General features: G+C 77.5%; 6 protein-coding genes and 1 pseudogene. 6 read left to right on the forward strand and 1 reads right to left on the reverse strand.

Annotated elements, in window-relative coordinates; translation table 11 throughout:
• Positions 1-45: 45 nt before the first annotated feature.
• The 3 genes from paaI to ACFXPX_RS03595 are packed head-to-tail and all read left to right on the forward strand — an operon-like array spanning position 46 to position 2,590.
• Complete coding sequence (gene paaI / locus ACFXPX_RS03585; protein ID WP_380396569.1) at positions 46-516, forward strand: hydroxyphenylacetyl-CoA thioesterase PaaI; 471 nt, start codon at positions 46-48, stop codon at positions 514-516.
• Entirely contained in the window at positions 513-1,226 is a 714-nt protein-coding gene (locus ACFXPX_RS03590; protein ID WP_380639479.1) for a TIGR03086 family metal-binding protein, read from the forward strand. The genes paaI and ACFXPX_RS03590 overlap by 4 nt, the downstream gene beginning before the upstream one ends.
• Positions 1,223-2,590 carry an MFS transporter gene (locus ACFXPX_RS03595; RefSeq protein WP_380639481.1) on the forward strand — a complete coding sequence of 456 codons (1,368 nt, stop codon included), beginning with the start codon at positions 1,223-1,225 and terminating at the stop codon, positions 2,588-2,590. The genes ACFXPX_RS03590 and ACFXPX_RS03595 overlap by 4 nt, the downstream gene beginning before the upstream one ends.
• Here the strand turns inward: ACFXPX_RS03595 and ACFXPX_RS03600 are convergent.
• Positions 2,551-3,516 (reverse strand): LysR family transcriptional regulator, encoded by a 966-nt coding sequence (locus tag ACFXPX_RS03600; protein ID WP_380639483.1) that lies wholly within the window; start codon positions 3,514-3,516, stop codon positions 2,551-2,553. The two genes, ACFXPX_RS03595 and ACFXPX_RS03600, sit on opposite strands and share 40 nt — an antisense overlap.
• A gap of 406 nt (positions 3,517-3,922) precedes the next feature.
• On the opposite strand from ACFXPX_RS03600, the pseudogene ACFXPX_RS03605 reads away from it, so the two are divergent.
• The 3 genes and pseudogenes from ACFXPX_RS03605 to ACFXPX_RS03615 all read left to right on the forward strand — a co-directional run.
• Positions 3,923-15,204: pseudogene (locus ACFXPX_RS03605) on the forward strand (type I polyketide synthase); the annotation flags it as partial.
• 366 nt (positions 15,205-15,570) lie between these two features.
• Entirely contained in the window at positions 15,571-20,112 is a 4,542-nt protein-coding gene (locus ACFXPX_RS03610) for an amino acid adenylation domain-containing protein (protein WP_380639500.1), read from the forward strand.
• Positions 20,109-21,287, forward strand: coding sequence for an acyl-CoA dehydrogenase family protein (locus ACFXPX_RS03615; RefSeq protein ID WP_380639485.1), 1,179 nt, complete (start codon positions 20,109-20,111; stop codon positions 21,285-21,287). The genes ACFXPX_RS03610 and ACFXPX_RS03615 overlap by 4 nt, the downstream gene beginning before the upstream one ends.
• Positions 21,288-21,432: the final 145 nt, after the last annotated feature.

Raw genomic sequence — 21,432 nt, forward strand, 5'->3', positions numbered from 1 at the left:
GGCACCCACCCGCGCCCAGGACCCGACAGCCCCAGGAGCCCACCCATGACCAGTGATTCGGCGGCGTCGGAGGCGGAGGCCACCGCCCGGCGCTGCGCGGAGGCCATGTACGCCGACGACCGGACCTGCCAGTCGCTCGGCATCACCATCGACCAGGTCGGCCCCGGCCGCGCCACCGCGCACCTCAAGCTCGCCGACACCATGGTGAACGGCCACGGCACGGCGCACGGCGGGTACCTGTTCCTGCTCGCCGACGCGGCCTTCGCCTACGCCTGCAACACCCATGACGTCGCCACCGTGGCCCAGGCGGCCCAGGTGACCTTCCTGCGCCCGGCCTCGGCCGGGGACGAGCTGGCCGCCGAGGCGGTGGAGCGCTCCCGGTTCGGCCGCAGCGGGATCTACGACGTCACGGTGCGCCGGGCGGACGGCAAGGTGATCGCCGAGTTCCGCGGCCAGAGCCAGTCGCTGCCGGGGCAGCGCGTCACGTCGTCCGGCCCGCAGTCGAAGGACAGGTGATCCCCATCGACACCGCACCCGACACCACCGCGGCCGACACCACCGCACCCGACATCCGGCCCTGGGACCGGCGGGCGCTCCGGATCACCGAGGAGATCGTCGACCGGGTCGAGGCCACCGACCTCGACCGGCCGACCCCCTGCTCGGAGTGGACGCTGCACAAGCTGCTGGCCCACATGATCGGCCAGAACCACGGCTTCGCCGCCGCCGCCGAAGGCGTGCGGACCGAGCGCGCCGACTGGGCGGACCGCGAGTTCGGCGACGACTGGGCCGGTGCCTTCCGGGACTCCTCGGCCCGGGTCGCCCGGGCCTTCGCCCGCGAGGGCGTGCTGGACACCGAGTTCTGGCTGCCCGAGGTGCGCGGCGGACAGATGTTCCCGGCCCGTACGGCGATCGGCTTCCACTTCGTCGACTACGTGGTGCACGGCTGGGACGTGGCCGCCGCGATCGGGGTGCCCGCCGCGTACGAGGCGGAACTGCTCGACGCGGTGCTCCCGTACGTCGAGGAGGTGCCGGACGGGAGCAACCGGCTCCAGCCCGGGTCCTCCTTCCGGCCGGGGCTGGCCACCGGCAGCACCGACCGGCTGGACCGGATCCTGGCGATGCTCGGACGCTCGCCCCGCTGGCCGGCCGAAGCGGGCGAACCGGCCGATGCGGCCGCACCGCTGTCCGGCTCCGCGGGGCCGGGGGAGCCGGGCGCCGGGGCGTGACCCGCGCGCGCAACCTCCCCCTGCTGCTGGCCGCGACCTTCGCCGTCTTCTCCGACTACGCGCCGCTGCTCTCGGTGGTGCCGCTCTGGTCCGCGACCGGGGGCTCCTCGGGCGTCGGCGCCGGGGCGGCCACCGGGGTGACCATGGGCGCGGGCATCCTGGTGCAGCTGTGCATGGGCCGGCTGGTCCCGGCGCTCGGCCTGCGCCGGCTGCTGGTGACCGGCTCCCTGCTGCTCAGCCTGCCGACGGCGGCCTACCTGCTGTCGCCCGCGCTGGGGTGGGTGCTGGCCGTCTCGGCCGTCCGGGGCGCGGGGTTCGGCATGGCCGCCGTGGCGGGCAGCGCGCTGGCCGCCGAACTGGCCCCGCCGGGCCGGCGGGCCGCGGTGGTCGGCTGGTACGGGGCCGCCGCGGGGCTCCCGCAGGTGGTCTGCCTGCCGCTGGGGGTGTGGTGCGCGCAGACCTTCGGCTTTCCGGTGGTGTTCCTGGGGGCGACGGTGCTGGGCGGGCTCGCGGTACCGCTCGCGTGGGCGCTGGTGGTGCCGGCCGCGGTGCCGGCCGCGGCGCCTGCCGATGGGCCTGCTCCGGTGGAGCCGTCCGGGGTGGAGCCCGCCGCGGTGGCGGCGTCCGGGCCGGCGCCGACGGCTCCACCGCACCCGCCGGCCGGCGGATTCGCCCCGCTGGTCGGCCTGTTGGCGCTGCTGGCCGCGAGTGCGGCCGCGGTGGGCGGCGTCACCTCGTTCGTGGCCTTCGCGCTGCCGGCCCCGGGAGCGGCGGCGGTGGTGCTGTTCGCGCTGTCCGCCGCGATGATCCTGGGCCGGCTGGCGGCGGGCGGGCTCGCCGACCGGTTCGGTGAGGGCCGCACGCTGGTCCCGGCGGTGATCGCCGCGGCCCTCGGCACGGGCGGCATCGCCGCGGCGGTGCTGCTCACCGCTGCGGCGACGGTCCCGGCGGCCCTGGCGGCCGCGGTCTGCGGGGCGGGGTTCGGGGCGTTGCAGAACGAGACCCTGGTGCTGGTGTTCGCCCGGACCGGACCGGCCCGTCGCGGCATGGCCAGCACCGCTTGGAACATGGCGTACGACGTGGGCACCGGGGCCGGCTCCCTGCTGGTCGGTGTCGCCTCCCGGCTGGTCGGGGTGGGTGGGGCCTTCCTGCTGTCGGCCGTCGCGGTGGCCGCGGTGCTGCCCGCGGCGTGGGCGCGGCCCGGGCGGCCCCGGTCGGGTCGGGTGCCGCTGGGGGAGTCGCGGCCCGGCTCCTCGCAGCCCGGCTCCTCGCAGCCCGGCTCCTCGCAGCCCGGCCCCGCGCGGCCCGGCCCCTCGCAGCCCGGTCAGGCCGACGCGGGGACCGGGACCCGTCGGCGGACCTGACCGGGAACGGTGGCGTCCGCCAGTCGGGCCGCGCAGTCCGCGATCGCCCGGATCCGGGCGTTCTCCTCGGCGGTGCGCCAGATCAGCGCCACCGGCGCCGGTGGCAGGTCGTGGATCGCGACGAACGCCACGTCCGGCTGGGCGTAGTAGCGGGCCACCGACTCCGCCAGCGGCGCGACCCCCTTCCCGGCGGCCACCAGGGACAGGATCTCCTGGCAGGTCTGCACCTCCTGCCCCCGGCGCAGCACGTGCCCGGCGGGCGTCGCCACCGGCAGGTGGAAGTCCCGCCAGTAGTCGGGCGCGGTGTTCGCCAGGGCGAACACCGTCTCGCGCGCGATCTCCTCGATCGAGATCGACTGCCGCCCGGCGACCGGGTGGTCCAGGGCGACCGCCAGCATCCGCGACTCCAGGCCGATCACCGGCCCGACCGTGATGTCCGGCTCCTCGATCGGCAGCCGCACCACCAGGGCGTCCACCTCGCCCCGGCGCAGCGGGCCGAGCAGGTCGCTGCAGGCCACCTCGTGCAGGGTGATGTCGCACTCCGGCGCGTACGCCTGCCCGGCGCGTATCAGGCCCGCCGCGTACGATCCGCCGGCCGCGCCGGTGAAGCCCAGCCGCAGCTGTCCGTCGACGCCGCAGGCCTGGGCCACCGTCTCGGAGTACGCGGCGGTCATCTCCTGGTAGAGCGGCTTCAACCGGTCGACCAGGCCCACCCCCAGCTTGGTCAGCCTGACCTGACGGCTGGTCCGCTCGAACAGCTGGCCGCCGATGCGCTGCTCCACGTCCCGCAGCGTCTGGCTGACCCTGGACTGCGACACGCGCAGTCTCTTGGCGGCCTGCCCGAAGTGCAGTTCCTCCCCGAGTGTCAACAGTGTCCGTACCTCGCGCAGATCCAGCACCGGAACCGCCCCCTCCCGAATAGACATGTCTGCCTCAACAGATCGCACGGTCCTTACAATGCCGCATGACCAGCCGCCTGTTCGGGTAATCCCCAGTCTCCCGGACCCGGAAGCGTCGGTTCACGCAGTGGCCGGATTCGTGCGGTGGCGGCCGACTTCCGGCCCGGCGGCCCCCGACCCGACGGCCCGGGCGCGTCCATTCCTGACGGTTCCGATACTCGATGAGGTGTTGACGCGACTAAGGACGCTGATACTCTGTCGATCACGCAGACAGCTCAGGGGTGCATGCCGACTACGGGGAACGGGTCGGCGGGGGCCGGGGCTGGTCCGGGTGACGGTGCATCAGGCCACTTGAGGGAGTGGTCCGTTGTGCCGTGCCCGGTCGCCTGCGGTCCGACTGTCCGGGGTTCACGGGGGTGCATCGATGCAGGGCATGGCTGGGCGCGAAGCGGACGGTCTCCCACCCCGGGCGGTCGCGGTGGTCGGGATCGGCTGCCGCTTCCCGCAGGCGGACGGGCCGGAGGCGTTCTGGCGGCTGCTGCGCGCCGGCGGGGACGCGGTCACCGGGCGCCCCGGCGACCGGGGGCCGGCCCGCGGCGGCTTCCTCGACCGGGTGGACGGCTTCGACCCGGAGTTCTTCGGCATCTCCCGCCGGGAGGCCGTCGCGATGGACCCGCAGCAGCGGTTGGCGCTCGAACTGGCCTGGGAGGCCCTGGAGGACGCCAGGACCGGACCGGCCGGGCTCGCCGGCAGCCGGACCGGCGTGTTCCTCGGCGTGATCGCCGACGACTACGCCGCGCTGCTGCACGGCCTCGGCCCCGAGGCGGTCACCGGGCACACCCTGACCGGACTGCAACGCGGGGTGACCGCCAACCGGATCTCCTACGCGCTGGGCCTGCACGGGCCGAGCCTGGTGGTCGACACCGGGCAGTCCTCCTCGCTGACCGCCGTGCACCTGGCCTGCGCCAGCCTGCGCAGCGGTGAGTCCGAACTCGCGCTGGCCGGCGGGGTGAGCCTGATCCTGGCGCCGCAGAGCACCCTGGCCCTGGAGCGCGCCGGGACGCTCTCGCCCGCCGGGCGCTGCCACACCTTCGACGCCCGCGCCGACGGCTACGTCCGCGGCGAGGGCGGCGGGATCGTCGTCCTCAAACCGCTGGAGGCCGCCGTCCGGGACGGCGACCGGATCCACGCCGTCATCCGCGGCAGCGCCCTGAACAACGACGGGGCCACCGAGACGCTGCCCACCCCCGGCCGGGCCTCGCAGCGGCGGGTGCTGCTCGCGGCCTGCGCCGACGCGGGCGTCGAGCCGGGCGAGGTCCAGTACGTCGAACTGCACGGCTCGGGCACCCGGGCCGGGGACCCGGTCGAGGCCGCCGCGCTCGGCGCGGCGCTGGGCACCGCCCGGGCGGCGGGCGACCCGCTGCTGGTCGGCTCGGTCAAGACCAACATCGGCCACCTGGAGGGCGCGGCCGGGATCGCCGGGCTCATCAAGGCCGTGCTGTGCGTCGGCGCGCGCGAACTCGTGCCCAGCCTGAACCACACCGGGCCCGGCGGGCGGATCCCGCTGGACGACCTCAACCTGGCGGTCAACACCGGGCTCCGGGACTGGCCGGCGCCCGAGCGGCCGCTGCTCGCCGGGGTCAGCTCCTTCGGCATCGGCGGCACCAACTGCCACGTGCTGCTGGCCGACTGGCGCGCGGGCGAGCCCGCGCCGGCGGGCGGCGGGGGCGCGGCCGGGGCGCTGCCCTGGGTGCTCTCGGGGCGGGACGAACCCGCGCTGCGGGACCAGGCGGAGCGGCTTCGGGCCCGGGTGACGGAGCGTCCGGAGCTCGGACCGGCCGCGGTGGGCCGCTCGCTGGCCCTCACCCGCAGCACCTTCGAACAGCGCTGCGTCGTCGTCGCGGACGACCGGGACGCCTTCCTCGCCGCCCTGGCGGCACGGGCGGCCGGGCAGCCGTCGGCGGCCGTGGTCGAGGGCCGGCACGACGGGCCGCCGGTCCGTCCGGTCTTCGTCTTCCCCGGCCAGGGCTCGCAGTGGGCCGGCATGGCGGCGGAACTGCTCGACGGATCGCCGGTCTTCGCCGAACGGATCGACGCCTGCGCGCACGCCCTCCGCCCGTACGTGGACTGGTCGTTGACGGACGTGCTGCGCGGCGCCGAGGGAGCGCCGGCCCTGGCGGGCGACGAGGTGATCCAGCCCGCACTGTGGGCGGTGATGGTGTCGCTGGCCGCGCTGTGGCGCTCGGCCGGGGTGGAGCCCGCCGCCGTGGTGGCCCACTCCCAGGGCGAGATCGCCGCCGCCACCGCCGTGGGCGCGCTGTCGCTGGCGGACGGCGCGCGGATCGTCGCGCTGCGCAGCCGGGCGCTGAACCGGATCGCCGGCCGGGGCGGCCTGCTGTCCGTCGAACTGCCCTCCGGGGAGGTCGGGTCGGACCTCGCGGCGGTGCACCCGGCGCTGTCGGTCGCGGCCGTCAACGGCCCCGCGCACACCGTGGTGGCCGGCCCGGCCGACGCGCTCGACGCGCTGGCCGCCCACTACGGGCCGCGGGTGCGCACCCGCCGGGTGCCGATCGACTACGCCTCGCACAGCGCGGCCGTCGAGGTCCTGCGGGAGGAGCTGCTCGCCGCCTTCGCCGGGGTCGCCCCGCGCGCCGTCGACGTGCCGTTCCACTCCACCGTCACGGCGGCGCCCGTGGACACCGCGGAGCTGGACGCCCACTACTGGTACCGCAACCTGCGCGAGCCGGTGCGCTTCGGGCCGGCCGTCGAGCGGCTGCTGGACGCGGGCCACACCGCCTTCCTGGAGATCAGCCCGCACCCGGTGCTGGCGCTGGGCCTCCGGCAGGCGGTCGACGCGCGCGGCGGCGCGGGCGCGGTGCTCGGCACGCTCCGGCGCGGGCGCGGGGACCGCCGCCGCTTCCTCACGGCGGCGGCCGAGGCCTTCGTCCGGGGCGTCGCGGTGGACTGGGCGGCGCTGCTGCCCGGCACGGCGCCGCTGGTCGACCTGCCGACGTACCCGTTCCAGCGGCGCTCCTGCTGGCCGGCGGGGCTGCCGGGGGCGACGCCGGAGGAGAGCGGGGGCACGGCGGACGCGCCCGTAGCGCAGGCGCCCGTCACGCCGGAGGACCCCGTCGCACCGCAGGCCCCCGCCGTGGACCAGCGGGCGCTGCTGGAGCTGGTCCGGAGCCACACCGCCGTGGTGCTGGACGCCGGTTCGGCCGCCGAGGTCCGGCCCGGCCGGACCTTCCGGGAACTGGGCCTGGACTCCGCCATGGCGCTCGAACTGCGCGACCGGCTGTCGGCCGCGACGGGCCTGGCACTGGAGAGCACCGTCCTGTACGACCACCCCAGCCCGGCCGCCCTGGCCGGCGCGATCGGGGCGCTCCGGGCCGGCCCGGAGCCGGTGGCGCAGCCCCCGTCGCCGGACGTGACCGCTGCGCCGGGGACCGACGCGGCGCCGGAGCCGGACGTGGACGACCCGGTGGTCATCGTCGGCATGGCCTGCCGCTACCCCGGCGGGGTGCGCTCGCCGGAGGACCTGTGGCGCCTGGTCGACACCGGGACGGACGCCACCGGGGACTTCCCGGACGACCGCGGCTGGGACCTGGCCGCGCTCTTCCACCCGGACCAGGACCGGACCGGGACCTCGTACGTCCGCCGGGGCGGCTTCGTCCGGGAGGCGCCGGACTTCGACGCGGAGTTCTTCGGGATCAGCCCCCGCGAGGCCCTCGCCATGGACCCGCAGCAGCGGCTCCTGCTGGAGGTCGCCTGGGAGGCCCTGGAGCGCGCCGGGATCGACCCGACGGCGCTGGCGGGCAGCCGGACCGGCGTGTTCGCCGGTGCGATGCACGCCGACTACGGGCCCGGCATGGAGACGGCCGGCCCCGGCGTCGCCGGGCACCTGCTGACCGGCACCAGCGTGAGCGTGGTCTCCGGCCGGATCGCCTACCTGCTCGGCCTGAACGGCCCCGCGCTGACCGTCGACACCGCCTGCTCGGCCTCGCTGGTGGCGCTGCACCAGGCGGTGCGCTCGGTGCGCTCCGGGGAGTGCACGCTCGCCCTGGCCGGCGGCGTCACCGTGATGGCCACCCCCGGCATGTTCGTCGAGCTCTCCCGCCAGCGGGTGCTGGCCGCCGACGGCCGCTGCAAGGCGTTCTCCGCGCAGGCGGACGGCACCGGCTGGGGCGAGGGCGCCGGGATGGTGGTGGTCGAGCGGCTCTCCGCCGCCCGCCGCCACGGCCACCCGGTGCTGGCGGTCGTCGCGGGCAGCGCCGTCAACTCCGACGGCGCCTCCAACGGGCTGTCCGCGCCGAACGGCCTCGCCCAGCAGCGCGTCATCGAGGACGCCCTCGCCGACGCCGGACTCACCCCGCGCCAGGTCGACGCCGTCGAGGCGCACGGCACCGGCACCGCGCTGGGCGACCCGATCGAGGCGAACGCCCTGCTCGCCACCTACGGGCAGGACCGGGACGGGCGGCGGCCGCTGTGGCTGGGCTCGCTCAAGTCCAACATCGGGCACGCCCAGGCGGCGGCCGGCGTCGGCGGCGTGATCAAGATGGTGCAGGCGATCCGGCACGCCACCCTGCCCGCGACCCTGCACGTCGACCGGCCGTCCCCGCACGTGGACTGGACGGCCGGAGCGGTGGCCCTGCTCGACCGGGCCCGGCCCTGGCCGCGGACCGGCGGGCCCCGGCGCGGCGGCGTCTCCTCCTTCGGGATCAGCGGCACCAACGCGCACGTCATCCTGACCGAGCCGCCCGTCGTCGCGGCCGGAACCGAGGCCGGGACCGAGGCCGGGACCGAGGCCGGGACCGACGCCGGAACCGCGGAGCAGCCGCAGCGCCCGCCGGTGGTGCCGGTGGTGCTGTCCGCCCGCACCCCCGAGGCGCTGCGCGAGCAGGCCCGGCGGCTGGCCGCCGCCCCGCTCGACCCGACCGCGGCCGCACCGGCCCTGACCGCCCGTACGGCCTTCGACGAGCGCGCCGTGGTGATCGCCGCCGACCGCGCCGAGGCCGACCGGGCGCTGGACGCCCTGGCCCGCGGCGAGGAGAACCGCGCCGTCGTCACCGGCCGGGCCGGCGAGCCCGGGCGGACCGTCCTGGTCTTCCCCGGCCAGGGCGGCCAGTGGCAGGGGATGGCGGCGGCGCTCGCCGCCGAGAGCCCGGTCTTCGCGGCCCGGCTGGCCGAGTGCGAGCGGGCGCTCGCGCCGTACGTGGACTGGTCGTTGGCGGACGTCCTGGCCGGGGCGCCGCTGCTGGACCGGATCGACGTCGTGCAGCCCGCGCTGTGGGCCGTGATGGTGTCGCTGGCCGAACTGTGGCGCGCCGCCGGGGTCGTCCCGGACGCCGTGGTCGGCCACTCCCAGGGCGAGATCGCCGCCGCCGTGGTGGCCGGGGCGCTCTCGCTGGAGGACGGCGCCCGCGCCATCGCGCTGCGCAGCAGCGTGGCGATCGAGCTGATGGGCAAGGGCGCGATGGCCGTCGTCCCGCTGCCCGCCGCGCGGGTGCGGGAACGGCTCGTCGAGCCGCTGGCCGTCGCCGCGGTCAACGGCCCCGGCAGTACGGCCGTGGCCGGGCCGCCGGCGGCGATCGCCGCACTGGTCGACGGCTACCGGGCCGAGGGCGTCGAGGCCCGGGTGATCCCGGCGGCCTTCGCCTCGCACTGCCCGGCGGTCGAACCGATCCGGGAACGGATCCTGGCCGGGCTGGCGCCGCTGACCCCGCGCGGTGGCGGCACGGCGCTGATGTCCTCGGTCACCGCCGACTGGCAGGACGGCGCCGGGCTCGACGCCTCCTACTGGTACGCCAACCTGCGGCACACCGTGCGCTTCCAGGAGGCCGTCGAGGCGCTGATCGCCGCCGGCCACACCACCTTCGTCGAGGTCGGCCCGCACCCGGTGCTGGTCGCCAGCATCGGCCGGATCCTGGAGGAGGCCGGGGTCGAGGGGACGGTGACGGGCTCGCTGCGCCGCGAGGACGGCGGACTGCGCCGCTTCCTCACCTCCGCCGCCGAGGCCCACGTCCGGGGCCTGCCGATCGCCTGGGACCGGCTCACCGGCACCGGTACCGGCACCGCCGCCGACCGCTCCGAGCTGCCCACCTACCCCTTCCAGGGGCGCCGCTACTGGCTCGCCGCCACCGCCGGACCGACCGGCACCGCCGGCCTCGGCCAGGCCCCGGCCGACCACCCGCTGCTCGGCGCGGCCGTCGAACTCGGCGACGGCGAAACGGTGTTCACCGGACGGCTGGCGACCCGCAGCCACCCATGGCTGGCCGACCACGCCCTCGCCGGTGCGGTCGTGCTGCCCGGCAGCGCCTTCCTGGACCTGGCCCTGCACGCGGGTGCCCGGTCCGGGGTGGCCCGGATCGAGGAACTGACCGTCACCGCACCGCTGGTGCTGCCCGTGGACGGCGCCGTCGACCTGCGGGTCCGGATCACCGGCGAGAACGGCGCCGGGCTGCGGACCTGCCGGATCTCCGGCCGGGCGACCGGCGGGGAGTGGACCGAGCACGCCACCGGCACCCTCGGGGCCGCTGGAGCCGTACCGTTCGGGGAGGCCGGGGAGGCCGGGGAGTGGCCGCCGACCGGCGCCGTGCCGGTGCCGCCGGAGCGCGCGTACCAGGACCTCGCCCTGCACGGCCACGCGTACGGGCCGGTGTTCCAGGGACTGCGGGCCGCCTGGCGGCGCGACGGCGAACGGTTCGCCGAGGCCGTCCTGCCCGAGCCGGCCGCCGGGGCCGCCGGGGCCCACCGCCTGCACCCCGCCCTGCTCGACGCAGCCCTGCACGGGATGATCGCCGACGCGCTGGGGCAGCACGGGCGGCGCACCCAGCCGCTGCGCTGGCGCGGCGTGTCGCTGACCGGCGGCGCCGGACCGACGGCCCTGCGGGTGCACGCGGTGCCCGCCGCGGGCGGAGGCCTCCGGCTGACCCTGCGGGACGCCTCGGGGGCGGCGGTGGGGCTGGTCGAGTCGGTCGAGCTGTGCCCGGTCGCGGAGACCGGCGGCTCGGTCGATCCCGAAGCCGCCGCGCGGGACTCGCTGTTCGCGCTCGACTGGGAGCAACTGGGATCTACAGAACGTGATCTGACGAACCGTCAGGCAATCGTTCCGTGGGGCGCCCTTGACCTGGAGGCGCTGTGCACGGCGGCCGGGCCGCCCGCACACGTCCTGGTGGACTGTCCGGCGGGCGCGGACGGGACCGATCCGGCGACGGCGGCCCGTACCGTGACCCGTCGGACGCGCGACCTGCTCGGCCGCTGGCTGGCCGAGGAGCGGCTCGCCGGGGCCCGGCTGGTGCTGGTGACCCGCGGGGCGGTCGCCGTCCGAGGCGGCGAGACCGTCCGGGACCTCGCCCAGGCGGCGGCCTGGGGGCTGGTGCGGACGGCCCAGGTCGAGCACCCGGGCCGGTTCGTCCTGGTCGACCTCGGGCCGGAGACGGCCGGGGTCCCGGCCGAGGCGCTGACGCCGGAGGAGCACCAGCTGGCCGTCCGGGACGGAGACGTCCTGGTGCCCCGGCTGCGATCCGCGGCGGGGGAGCGCGCGTTGACGGTCCCGAAGGACGCGGTGGACTGGCGGCTGGACCTCTCCGGGCCCGGCACCCTCGACGCCCTGGAGCTGCGCCCCTGCCCCGAGGCCGCCGCCGCCCCGGGCCCCGGCCTGGTCCGGATCGCGGTCCGCGCCGCCGGGCTCACCTTCCACGACGTCCTGGGCGCGCTGGACCTGCACGCCGGGGACCCGGGCCCGCTCGGTCTGGAGGGCGCGGGCGTGGTCACCGCGACCGGCCCCGGGGTCACCGGGCTGACCGTCGGCGACCGGGTGATGGGCCTGTTCCCCGCCGCCCTCGGCACCGTCGCCCACGCCGACCACCGCACCCTGGTGCGGATCCCCGAGGGCTGGTCCTTCACCCGGGCCGCCGCCGTGCCGGTCGCCCACCTGGCCGCCCTGCACGCCCTGGTCGAACTGGGCGGGGTGCGCGCGGGCGACGCCGTGCTGATCCACGCCGGGGCGGGCGGTGTCGGCACGGCCGCCGTCCAACTCGCCCGGCACCTGGGCGCGGAGGTCTTCGCGACCGCCGCCCCCGCCAAGTGGCCCGCCCTGCGCGCCCTCGGGCTGGACGACGCCCACCTGGCCTCCTCCCGTGAGCCCGGCTTCGGCGCCCGCTTCGCCGAACTCCCCTCCGGCGCCCGGGGGATGGCGTTCGTCCTGAACTCGCTGACCGGTGCGGCCGTCGACGAGTCCCTGCGGTCGCTGCGCCCCGGCGGCCTGCTGGTCGAACTCGGCCGGGCCGACCGGCGCGACCCCGCCGAGGTGGCCGCCGCCCACCCCGGGGCCCGCTACCGGGCGATGAACCTGCTGGAGCTGCCGCCCGAGCACCTCGGCCGGCTGCTGCGCCGGGTGGTCGAGCTGTTCGCCGAGGGCGCGTTCGGCCGGGCGCCGGTGACCGACCTGGACGTGCGGCGCGCACCCGAGGCCTTCGGGCTGCTGAGCCGGGGCGGGCACGTCGGCAAGGTCGTGCTGACCGTGCCGCCGGTCCTCGACCCGGACGGGACCGTCCTGATCACCGGCGGCACGGGCGCCATCGGCCGGGCCCTCGCCCGGCACCTGGTCACCGCCCACGGTGCCCGACGGCTGCTGCTGGCCGGACGGCGCGGCGCGGACGCGCCCGGCGCGGCCGAACTCGCCGCCGAACTGGCGGAGTCGGGCGCCGAGGTGCGGTTCGCCGCGGTCGACGTCGCCGACCGGGCCGCGGTGGCCGCGATGATCGCCGCCGTCCCCGAGCGGCACCCGCTGACCGCCGTGGTCCACGCCGCGGGCGTGGTGGACGACGCGCCGATCACCTCGCTCACCCCCGACCGGATCGACCGGGTGATGCGGACCAAGGCCGACGGCGCCTGGCACCTGCACGAGTTGACCGTCGGCCACCCGCTCACCGCCTTCGTGCTGATCTCCTCCGTGATGGCGACGCTCGGCGGCGCCGGGCAGGGCGGCTACACCGCCGCCAACGCCTTCCTGGACGCGCTCGCCCGGCACCGCCGCACCCAGGGCCTGCCCGGGCTCGCCCTCGGCTGGGGCCTGTGGGACGACCCGGACGGCATGCTCGGCGGGCTCGGCGCCGCCGACCGCGCCCGCTTCGCCCGGGCCGGACTGGTCGCGATGGCGCCCGAGCTCGGCCTCGCCCTGCTGGACGCGGCCCTGCTCTCCCCGCACGCCGCCCTGCTGCCCGCCCGGCTGGACCGCGCGGCGCTGCGCGAGCTCGGCGGCGACCTGCCGCCGGTGCTGCGCTCCGTCCTGGCCGCCGCCGGGCCGCAGCGGCCCGGGAACGCCCCCGGGCGGCGCGACCGGCCGCTGCGGGAGGAGCTGGCCGGGCTGGGCGCCGAGGAACGCGCGGAGCTGCTCGCCGAGTTGATCCGCACCCAGACGGCCGCCGTCCTGGGCTGCCGGCCCGAGGCCGTCCCGGCCGACCGGCCGTTCGGCGAGCTCGGCTTCGACTCGCTCACCTCGGTCGAGTTCCGCAACCGGCTCGGCGCGGCGACGGAGGTCAAGCTGCCCGTCACCCTGCTGTTCGAGGCGCCGACGCTGCCGGAGCTGGTCGCGGTGCTGGACGCCGCGCTCGCACCGGCCGAGGCCGCCGAACCGGAACCCGTGACGGCGCCGGCGGAACCGCAGGTGGCGGCGGAGCCGGCCGACCCGGCGGAGGACGTGGCGGCGCTGATCGAGGCCGCCACCGCCGAGGAGCTGTTCGCCTTCATCGACGCCCAGCTGACCTGACACCGCCCCCACCCCCCACCGGCCACCCCCACCCTCCCCGCAAGGACCGATCCGTCATGGCATCAGCAGCAGTGACACCGGCAGCCGACGAGAAGCTGCTCGGCTACCTCAAGCGCCTCACCGTCGACCTGCACCAGGCCCGCGAGCGCCTGCGCGAACTGGAGGAGGGGCCGCAGGAGCCGATCGCGATCGTCGGCATGGCCTGCCGCTACCCGGGCGGCATCGACTCGCCCGAGGCCCTGTGGCGGCTGCTGGCCTCCGAGGGGGAGACCGTCGGCGCGTTCCCCCGCGACCGCGGCTGGGCGGAGGGCCTGCACGACCCCGCCGGCGGGGGCCCGAGCCTGACCGGCTCCGGCGGCTTCCTGCCCGACGCGGCCGACTTCGACGCGGCCTTCTTCGGCATCAGCCCGCGCGAGGCGCTCGCCATGGACCCGCAGCAGCGGCTGCTGCTGGAGACCGCCTGGCGGGCCTTCGAGGACGCCGGGATCGACCCGGAGTCGGTGCGCGACAGCGAGACCGGGGTGTTCACCGGGCTGTCCTGCCTGGACTACGGGCAGGGGCGCGGCGAGGTGCCCGAGGAGGCGGAGGGCTTCCTGACCACCGGCTCGGTGGGCGGCGCCGCCGCCGGCCGGATCTCGTACACGCTGGGCCTGCGCGGCCCCTCGCTGACCGTGGAGACGGCCTGTTCGTCCTCCCTGGTGGCGCTGCACCTGGCCGTGCAGTCGCTGCGCCGCGGCGAGTGCGCGATGGCGCTGGCGGGCGGCGCGACGGTGATGGCCACCCCGCAGCTGTTCACCGAGTTCACCCGGATGCAGGGGCTGTCACCGGACGGCCGATGTCGCCCGTTCTCCGCGCAGGCCGCGGGCAGCGGGCTCGCCGAGGGCGTGGGCGTGCTGCTGGTGGAGCGGCTGTCGGACGCCCGGCGGCTTGGCCACCCCGTGCTGGCCGTGGTGCGCGGCAGCGCGGTGAACCAGGACGGCGCCAGCAACGGCTTCACCGCGCCCAGCGGCTCGGCCCAACAGCGGGTCGTCCGGCAGGCGTTGGCCGACGCCCGGCTCTCGCCCGGCGACGTCCAGGTGGTGGAGGCGAGCAGCACCGGCACCCCGCTCGGCGACCCGATCGAGGCCCGCGCCCTGCTGGCCGCCTACGGGCGCGACCGCGACCCCGGGCAGCCGCTGCGGCTCGGCTCGCTCAAGCCCAACATCGGGCACACCCAGGCGGCGGCGGGCGTCGCCGGGGTGATCAAGACCGTGCTGTCGATGCGGTACGGCCGGCTCCCCGCCACCCTGCACGTCACCGAGCCCACCCCGCACGTCGACTGGTCGGCGGGCGCGGTCGAGCTGGTCGCGGAGGCGAGCGACTGGCCGCCGAGCGCGGGGCCCCGGCGGGCCGGGGTGTCCTCGCAGGGCATCACCGGCACCAACGCCCACGTGATCATCGAGGAGGCCCCGGCGGCCGCCCCCGGCGACGGCGCGGAGGCGGCGCCGGACCGTCCGGAGCTGCTCACCCTGTCGGCGAAGACACCGGCCGCCCTCGCCGAACTCGCCGTCCGCTACGCCGAGTCGCTCGACTCCGGGCTCGCCGACCGGTCGCTCGCGGAGATCTGCCGGACCACCGGCCTCGGGCGGGCGCACTTCCCGCACCGGCTCACCGCCGTCGCCTCCTCCACCGCCGAGCTGCGCGGGCTGCTCGCCCGGACCGGCCCGGACGGGGAACGGCCCGCCGGGGTCCGCCGCGGGGCCCGCACCCCGGAGGGCGGGCGCGGACCGGTGTTCCTGTTCACCGGCGGCCCGGCGGGGCGGTTCGCCGACGCGGCGGCCGAGTTGGCCGCGACCGAGCCGGTCTTCCGCAGCGCCCTGGAGCGGTGCGCCGAGCAGCCCGGCGACCGGCCCTCGGCGTCCGCCGTCCAGTACGCGCTGGCCGAGCTGTGGCGGTCCTGGGGCGTGCAGCCCGCCGCCGTCCTCGGGCACGGCGCCGAGGGCGAGGCGGTGGCCGCCCGCGTCGCGGGCACGGCGAGCCCGGCCGCCACCGGCACCGCCGCCACCGCCGCCGAGGCGGACCGGCGGTTCGCCGAGGGCCTCGCCGCGCTGCTGCGCGAGGGGCACCGCGCCTTCGTGGTGCTCGGCCCCGCCTCCCCGCTCCTCGACCGGGCCCGGGCGGACGCCGGGGACGCCGGGGACGCCGGGTTCCTGCCGTCGCTGCGCGCGGGGGAGGACGCCCGCCGCACCCTGCTGGACGGTCTGGGCGCGCTGTACGTCCGGGGTGCCCGGATCGACTGGGCGCGGGTGCACGGCGAGCCCGTCGGCCCGCCCGTGCCGCTGCCCGGCTACCCGTTCCAGCGCGAGCGCTACTGGCTGTGGAACGGCGCCCCCCGGCCGGAGGGGGCACCGGCACACGGCGGCGGGCCGCTGGTCGCCCAGGTGCGGCTGGTCGGCGCCGACGGCGCGCCGGTGGCCCTGGCCGAGGGCGTACGACTGGAGGCGGTGCCGAGCGCCGCGCGGCCGGAACAGGCCGTAGCGGGGGAGGCCGCACCGGGGCAGGCCGTAGCGGAGCGGGCCGTAGCGGGGGAGGCCGTACCCGGGGACCAGGGCGTCGACGTCGCCGCGCTGGTGGTCGGCATCGTCGGCCGGGCGCGTGGCGCGGCCGTCACCGGCGAGGACCTGCACCGACCGCTGCGCAGCCTGGGCGCCGACTCGCTGATCGCGATGGACATCCGGCAGACCCTCGCCCGGCGGCTCGGCGTCGACCTCCCGCTGCCCGAACTGCTGGACGGCCGGAGCGTCGCCGAACTCGCGCAGCGCGTCCGGGCCTCGTACGGCGCCGCCGCCACCGCCACCGCCCTGGCGGAGCGGCCCGGTGCGGCGCTGGTCGCCGACCCGGCGGCCCGGTACGAGCCGTTCCCGCTCACCGACCTCCAGCAGGCCTACCTGGTCGGCCGGACGGACGCCTTCGAGCTGGGCAACGTCGCCACCTCCTTCCTGGTCGAGCTCGACCTGACCGACACCGACCTCGACCGGCTCGCCGCCGCCCTGCGGCAGCTGATCGACCGCCACGACATGCTCCGCGCGGTGGTCTCCCGGGACGGGTACCAGCGGGTGCTCGCCGAGGTCCCCGCGTACCGGATCGCCACCGCCGACCTGCGGACCCTCGACGGGGCCGAGCGGGCGGAGCGCCTCGCCGCGACCCACCGGGAGCTGCGCGACCGGGTGTTCGACACCGAGGCCTGGCCGCTGTTCGACGTCCGGGCGACCCTGCTGGACGAGCGCACCACCCGGCTGCACCTCACCTTCGACGCGCTGATCGTCGACGGCCGCAGCTCCGGCGTGCTGTTCCGGGAGTGGGCGCAGGCCTACCGCGACGGCGCCCCCGCGACGCCCGCCCCCGGCGTCAGCTACCGCGACTACGTGCTCGCCGCCGCCCGCACGGACGCCGAGCGGCGCGCCGAGTCGCTCGCCTACTGGCAGGCCCGCCTCGCCACCCTGCCGTCCGCGCCCCGGCTGCCGCTGCGCCCCGGGGCGGCACCGCGCCGGCCGGTGTTCACCCACCGCACGGCCCGGATCGAGTCGGCGGCCTGGCAGCGCTTCCGGGCGAACGCCGACGCGGCGGGCGTCTCGCCCTCGGCGGCCCTGTGCGCCGCGTACGCGCAGGTGCTGGGCGCCTGGAGCGAGTCGCCGCGCTTCACGCTCAACCTGCTGGCGTTCCACCGGCGGCCGCTGCACGAGGACGTCGCCCGGGTCCTCGGCAACCTCAGCGCGACCACCCTGCTGGAGGTCGACGCCGCCCCCGCCGAGTCCTTCGCCACCGGCGCCCTGCGGCTCCAGCGCCAGTTGCTGACCGACCTCGACCACGGCTACGTCAGCGGCGTCGAGGTGCTGCGCGAACTCAACCGCACCCGGGCCGGGACGGGCCTGGCGAGCATGCCCGTGGTGTTCACCAGCACCATCGGCTTCTCGGCGCAGGACGCCTCCGGCGAGGGCGGCGGCGCCCTGACGGCGCTGACCGGGCTCGGCCGCTCCGGCCGGCTGGCCTCCAGCTCGGTCCGCACCCCGCAGGTCTGGCTCGACCACCAGGCCCTGGAGGAGGCCGGCGAACTGGTCCTGAACTGGGACGTGGTCGAGGAGGTGTTCCCCGACGGCGTGGTCGACGGCATGTGGGAGGCCTACCGGGAACTGGTCCGGGAGCTGTGCGGCGAGGGGGCGTGGCGCCGACCGGCGGCCGTGCCCGTGCCCGCCGCCGACCTGGCCCTGCGACGGGCCGCCAACGCCACCGACGCCCCCGTCCCGGCCGAGCTGCTGCACGACGGCTTCCTGCGGCAGGCCGCGGCCCGGCCCACCGCCCCCGCCGTCATCACCGCCGACCGGACGCTGAGCTACGGCGAGCTGGACCGCCGCTCCGACCGGATCGCCCGCCGGCTGATCGCGCACGGCGCGGGCCCGGGCGTGCCGGTCGGCATCGTGACGGACAAGGGCTGGGAGCAGGTGGTCGCCGCGCTGGGCGTCCTCAAGGCCGGCGCCGCCTACGTGCCGGTGGACGCCGCGATGCCGGCCCGCCGGCTGCGGATGATCGTCGAGACCGCCGGCATCGGGCTGGTCCTGACCCGCTCGGCGCTCGCGGAGACCCTCGAACTGCCGGACGGCACCCAGCTGTTGAACGTCGACACCGAGCCGGAGGGGGACGGCTCCGGCGAGCCGCTGCCGCCCTCCCCGGCCCGGCCCGAGGACCTCGCGTACGTCATCTTCACCTCGGGCTCCACCGGCGTGCCCAAGGGCGTGATGATCGAGCACACCGGCGCCGTCAACACCCTCCGGGACGTCAACGACCGGTACGGCGTGAGCGCCGAGGACCGCGTCCTCGCCCTGTCCGCGCTCAACTTCGACCTCTCCGTCTACGACGTCTTCGGCCTGCTCGCGGCCGGCGGCGCCCTCGTCCTGCCCGACGAGGCCGCGCGGCGCGAACCGGCCGCCTGGCTGGAGCTGGCCGAACGGCACCGGGTGACGCTCTGGAACAGCGTCCCCGCGCTGATGGAGATGTTCACCGACCACCTGCGGGCCGTCGGCGGCACGCCCCCGCTGCGCCTGGTGCTGCTGAGCGGTGACTGGATCCCCGTCACCCTCCCCGAGAGCGTCGCCGAGCTGCTGCCCGGCGCCCGCGTCCACGCCCTGGGCGGCGCGACCGAGGCGTCCGTCTGGTCGATCCAGCACCCGGTCGAGCGGACGGACCGGGAGCGGGCGAGCATCCCGTACGGCCGGCCGATGCGCAACCAGCGCTTCCACGTGCTGGACGAGGCGCTGCGCCCGCGCCCGGCCCTCGTCCCCGGCGACCTGTACATCGCCGGCACCGGCCTGGCCCGCGGCTACCTCGGCGACGAGGCCAGGACCCGCGCCGCCTTCCCGCACCACCCGGTCACCGGCGAGCGGCTCTACCGCACCGGCGACCTCGGCCGCTACCTGCCGGACGGCGAGATCGAGTTCCTGGGCCGCGCGGACTTCCAGGTGAAGGTCCAGGGGCACCGGATCGAGCTCGGCGAGGTCGAGGCCGCGCTGCTGCGCCGACCGGGCGTCCGGGCGGCCGCCGCGGTGGCCGAGGGCGAGCCGGGCGGGCCCCGGCGGCTGCTCGGGTACGTGGTGGGCGACGCCGCGTCGGCCGAGCTCCCGGAGGAGGAACTGCGGGCGGCGCTCGGCCGGGAACTGCCCGGCTACATGGTGCCCGCCCGGATCGTCCGGCTGGACGAACTACCGCTGACCGACAACGGCAAGGTGGACCGCCGCCGGCTGCCCGCGCCCGAGCGGACGGCCCCGCGCACCGCCGCGACCGTCCCGCCGCGCGACGCGGTCGAACGTCAACTCACCCGAATCTGGGCCGAGTTCTTCCCGAGCGCGGCCACCCGGGAGCTCGGCGTCACCGAGAACTTCTTCGACCTCGGCGGCGACTCGATGCTCGCGGTGCGGATGATGGCCCGGATCCACCGGGACACCGGCCGCTCGCTCCCCGTCGCCACCCTGCTCGCCCGCCCGACCGTCGAGTCGCTCGCCGAGGCGCTGCGCGAACGGCCCGCCGACGAGGGCCGGGCGGCGCTCGTCCCGATCCGGGCCACCGGCAGCCGGCCGCCGCTGTTCCTGATCCACCCGGTCGGCGGCGACGTGCTCTGCTACGCGGGGCTCGCCGCCCTGCTGGACCCGGACCAGCCCGTGCACGCGCTCCAGTACCCCGACCCCGAACCCGCTCCGACCGTGGCCGAGCTGGCCGCCCACTACGCCGACGCGATCACCGAGCGCTTCCCCGACGGCCCGTACCGGCTCGGCGGCTGGTCCATGGGCGGCGTGCTCGCCCTGGAGGCCGCCGCGCTGCTCACCGCCCGCGGCGCCACCGTCGAACTCGTCGCGGCCGTCGACCTGTTGGAGCCGCCCGGCCCGGCCGGGTCGCAGTCCGACGCCGACCTGCTCGCCCGGTTCGCCCGCGACCTCGCCGGGCTGGCCGGACGCGACTGGAACCCCGGCCCGGAGGCCTTCGAACCCACCGGCGAACGCACCCCGACCGAGGAACTGCTCACCCGGGCCCGGCGGGCCGCCGTCCTCCCGGACGACGTCGACCCCGCCACCCTGGACCGGCTCGCCGGCCGCTTCCTGCACCTCAGCCGCGCCCTGGCCGGGCACCGGCCCACCCCGTACCGGGGCCGGGTCCGGCTGCTGCGCGCCATGGACGGCGCCACCACCGGCACCACCCGCCGGTGGCTGGACCTGCTCGGCGACGCGGCCGAGGCCGTCGACCTGCCCGGCGACCACTACACCGTCATGCGCCCGCCGCACCTCCCCGCCCTGGCGGCCGAGCTCGACAAGGTGCTGGGCGACCTGTGACCGACACCCGCCGGCCGGACCGGCCGAGCTTGGAGGACGAGCGGATGACCGTCGTCGAACTGCCGCCCCGGGCCCCCGGATCGGGGCCCACCGCCGGTGACGTACTGGACCGGGTCCGGGCCTTCGCCGCGACCCTGCCGGCCCGCGCGCCGGAGGTGGAGCGGCGGGGGCGGATCCCGGCCGACCTGCTCGACGGCCTCAGGGCCACCGGGCTGCTGCGCGCCGCCCTGCCGCCCGCCCTGGGCGGGGTCGAGCTGACCGCGCCGCAACTCACCCGGGCCGTCGACCTGTTGGCCGAGGGCGACGCCTCGGTCGCCTGGTGCGCCGCCGTCGCGCTCAACGCCTCGCTCGCGGTGGTCTCGCTGCCCGCCGAGGTGTTCGCCGAGCTGTTCCCGGACCCGGACCTGATCACCGCCACGGTGCTGCCGCCGCTCGGCCGGGCCGTCCGGCACGACGGCGGGTACCTGCTGTCCGGCCGGTGGACGTACGCCAGCGGGATCACCCACGCCGACCGGCTGCTGGCCGGGTTCCTGACCCCCGACGGCACCCCGCGGGTCGCCGTCCTCCGCACCGCGGACGTCCGGGTGCTCGACACCTGGCACACCACCGGGCTGCGCGGCACCGGCTCCCACGACGTCGAGGTCGCCGACCTGTTCGTCCCGGACCGGCACACCTTCGCGCCCCCGGCGGCCGGCGCCCCGCAGCCGCTCCACCTGCGCGCCGACAACCTCGCCCTCAAGATGGCCGGCATCCCGCTCGGCATCGCCCGCTCCGCGCTGGCCTGCGCCCGGGAGCTGCTCACCGCCCGCGGCCCCGCCCTGCCCAGGGCCTCCGCCCCGGCCGACCTGGCCCACGCGGAGGCCCTGATCGGCGCCGCCGACGCCTACGTCTACACCACCCTGGACCGGGCCTGGGCCGCCCTGGCCGCGGGCCGAGCCCCGGAGCGCGGCACCGCCGCCCTCGCCCGCCAGTACGCCCACCGCGCCTGCCGGGAGGCCGTCCAGCACCTCTACGACCTGGTCGGCTCCGCGGCCGTCTACACCGAGCGCACCCCGCTCGACCGCTGCCTGCGCGACGTCATCACGGCCGGCCGGCACGTCGCCTCCGCCGAACGCGTCCTCGACGCCGTCGGCGAGCTCCGCCTCGGCGGCGACCCGTCCTCGCCCCACCTCTGACCCGCGGACCGATGGACCGGGCGCCCGCCGCCCGCCCGCGCCCCGCGGGGGGTGGGCGCCCCGCGGCCGGTCAGATCACCGCCCCGCCGTCCCCCCGGCGCGGCACCCGGCGCCCGGGGTGCGCCCGGGGGCGGCGCCGGGCCCC

Origin of the sequence: Kitasatospora sp. NPDC059146 (assembly GCF_042786665.1) — a bacterium.
Taxonomy (GTDB): domain Bacteria; phylum Actinomycetota; class Actinomycetes; order Streptomycetales; family Streptomycetaceae; genus Kitasatospora.

What these genes read in the sequence shown, in the direction of transcription:
- paaI (WP_380396569.1), top strand. Translation starts at nt 46, where the DNA reads ATGACCAGTGATTCGGCGGCGTCGGAGGCGGAGGCCACCGCCCGGCGC.
- ACFXPX_RS03600 (WP_380639483.1), bottom strand. Translation starts at nt 3,516, where the DNA reads ATGTCTATTCGGGAGGGGGCGGTTCCGGTGCTGGATCTGCGCGAGGTA.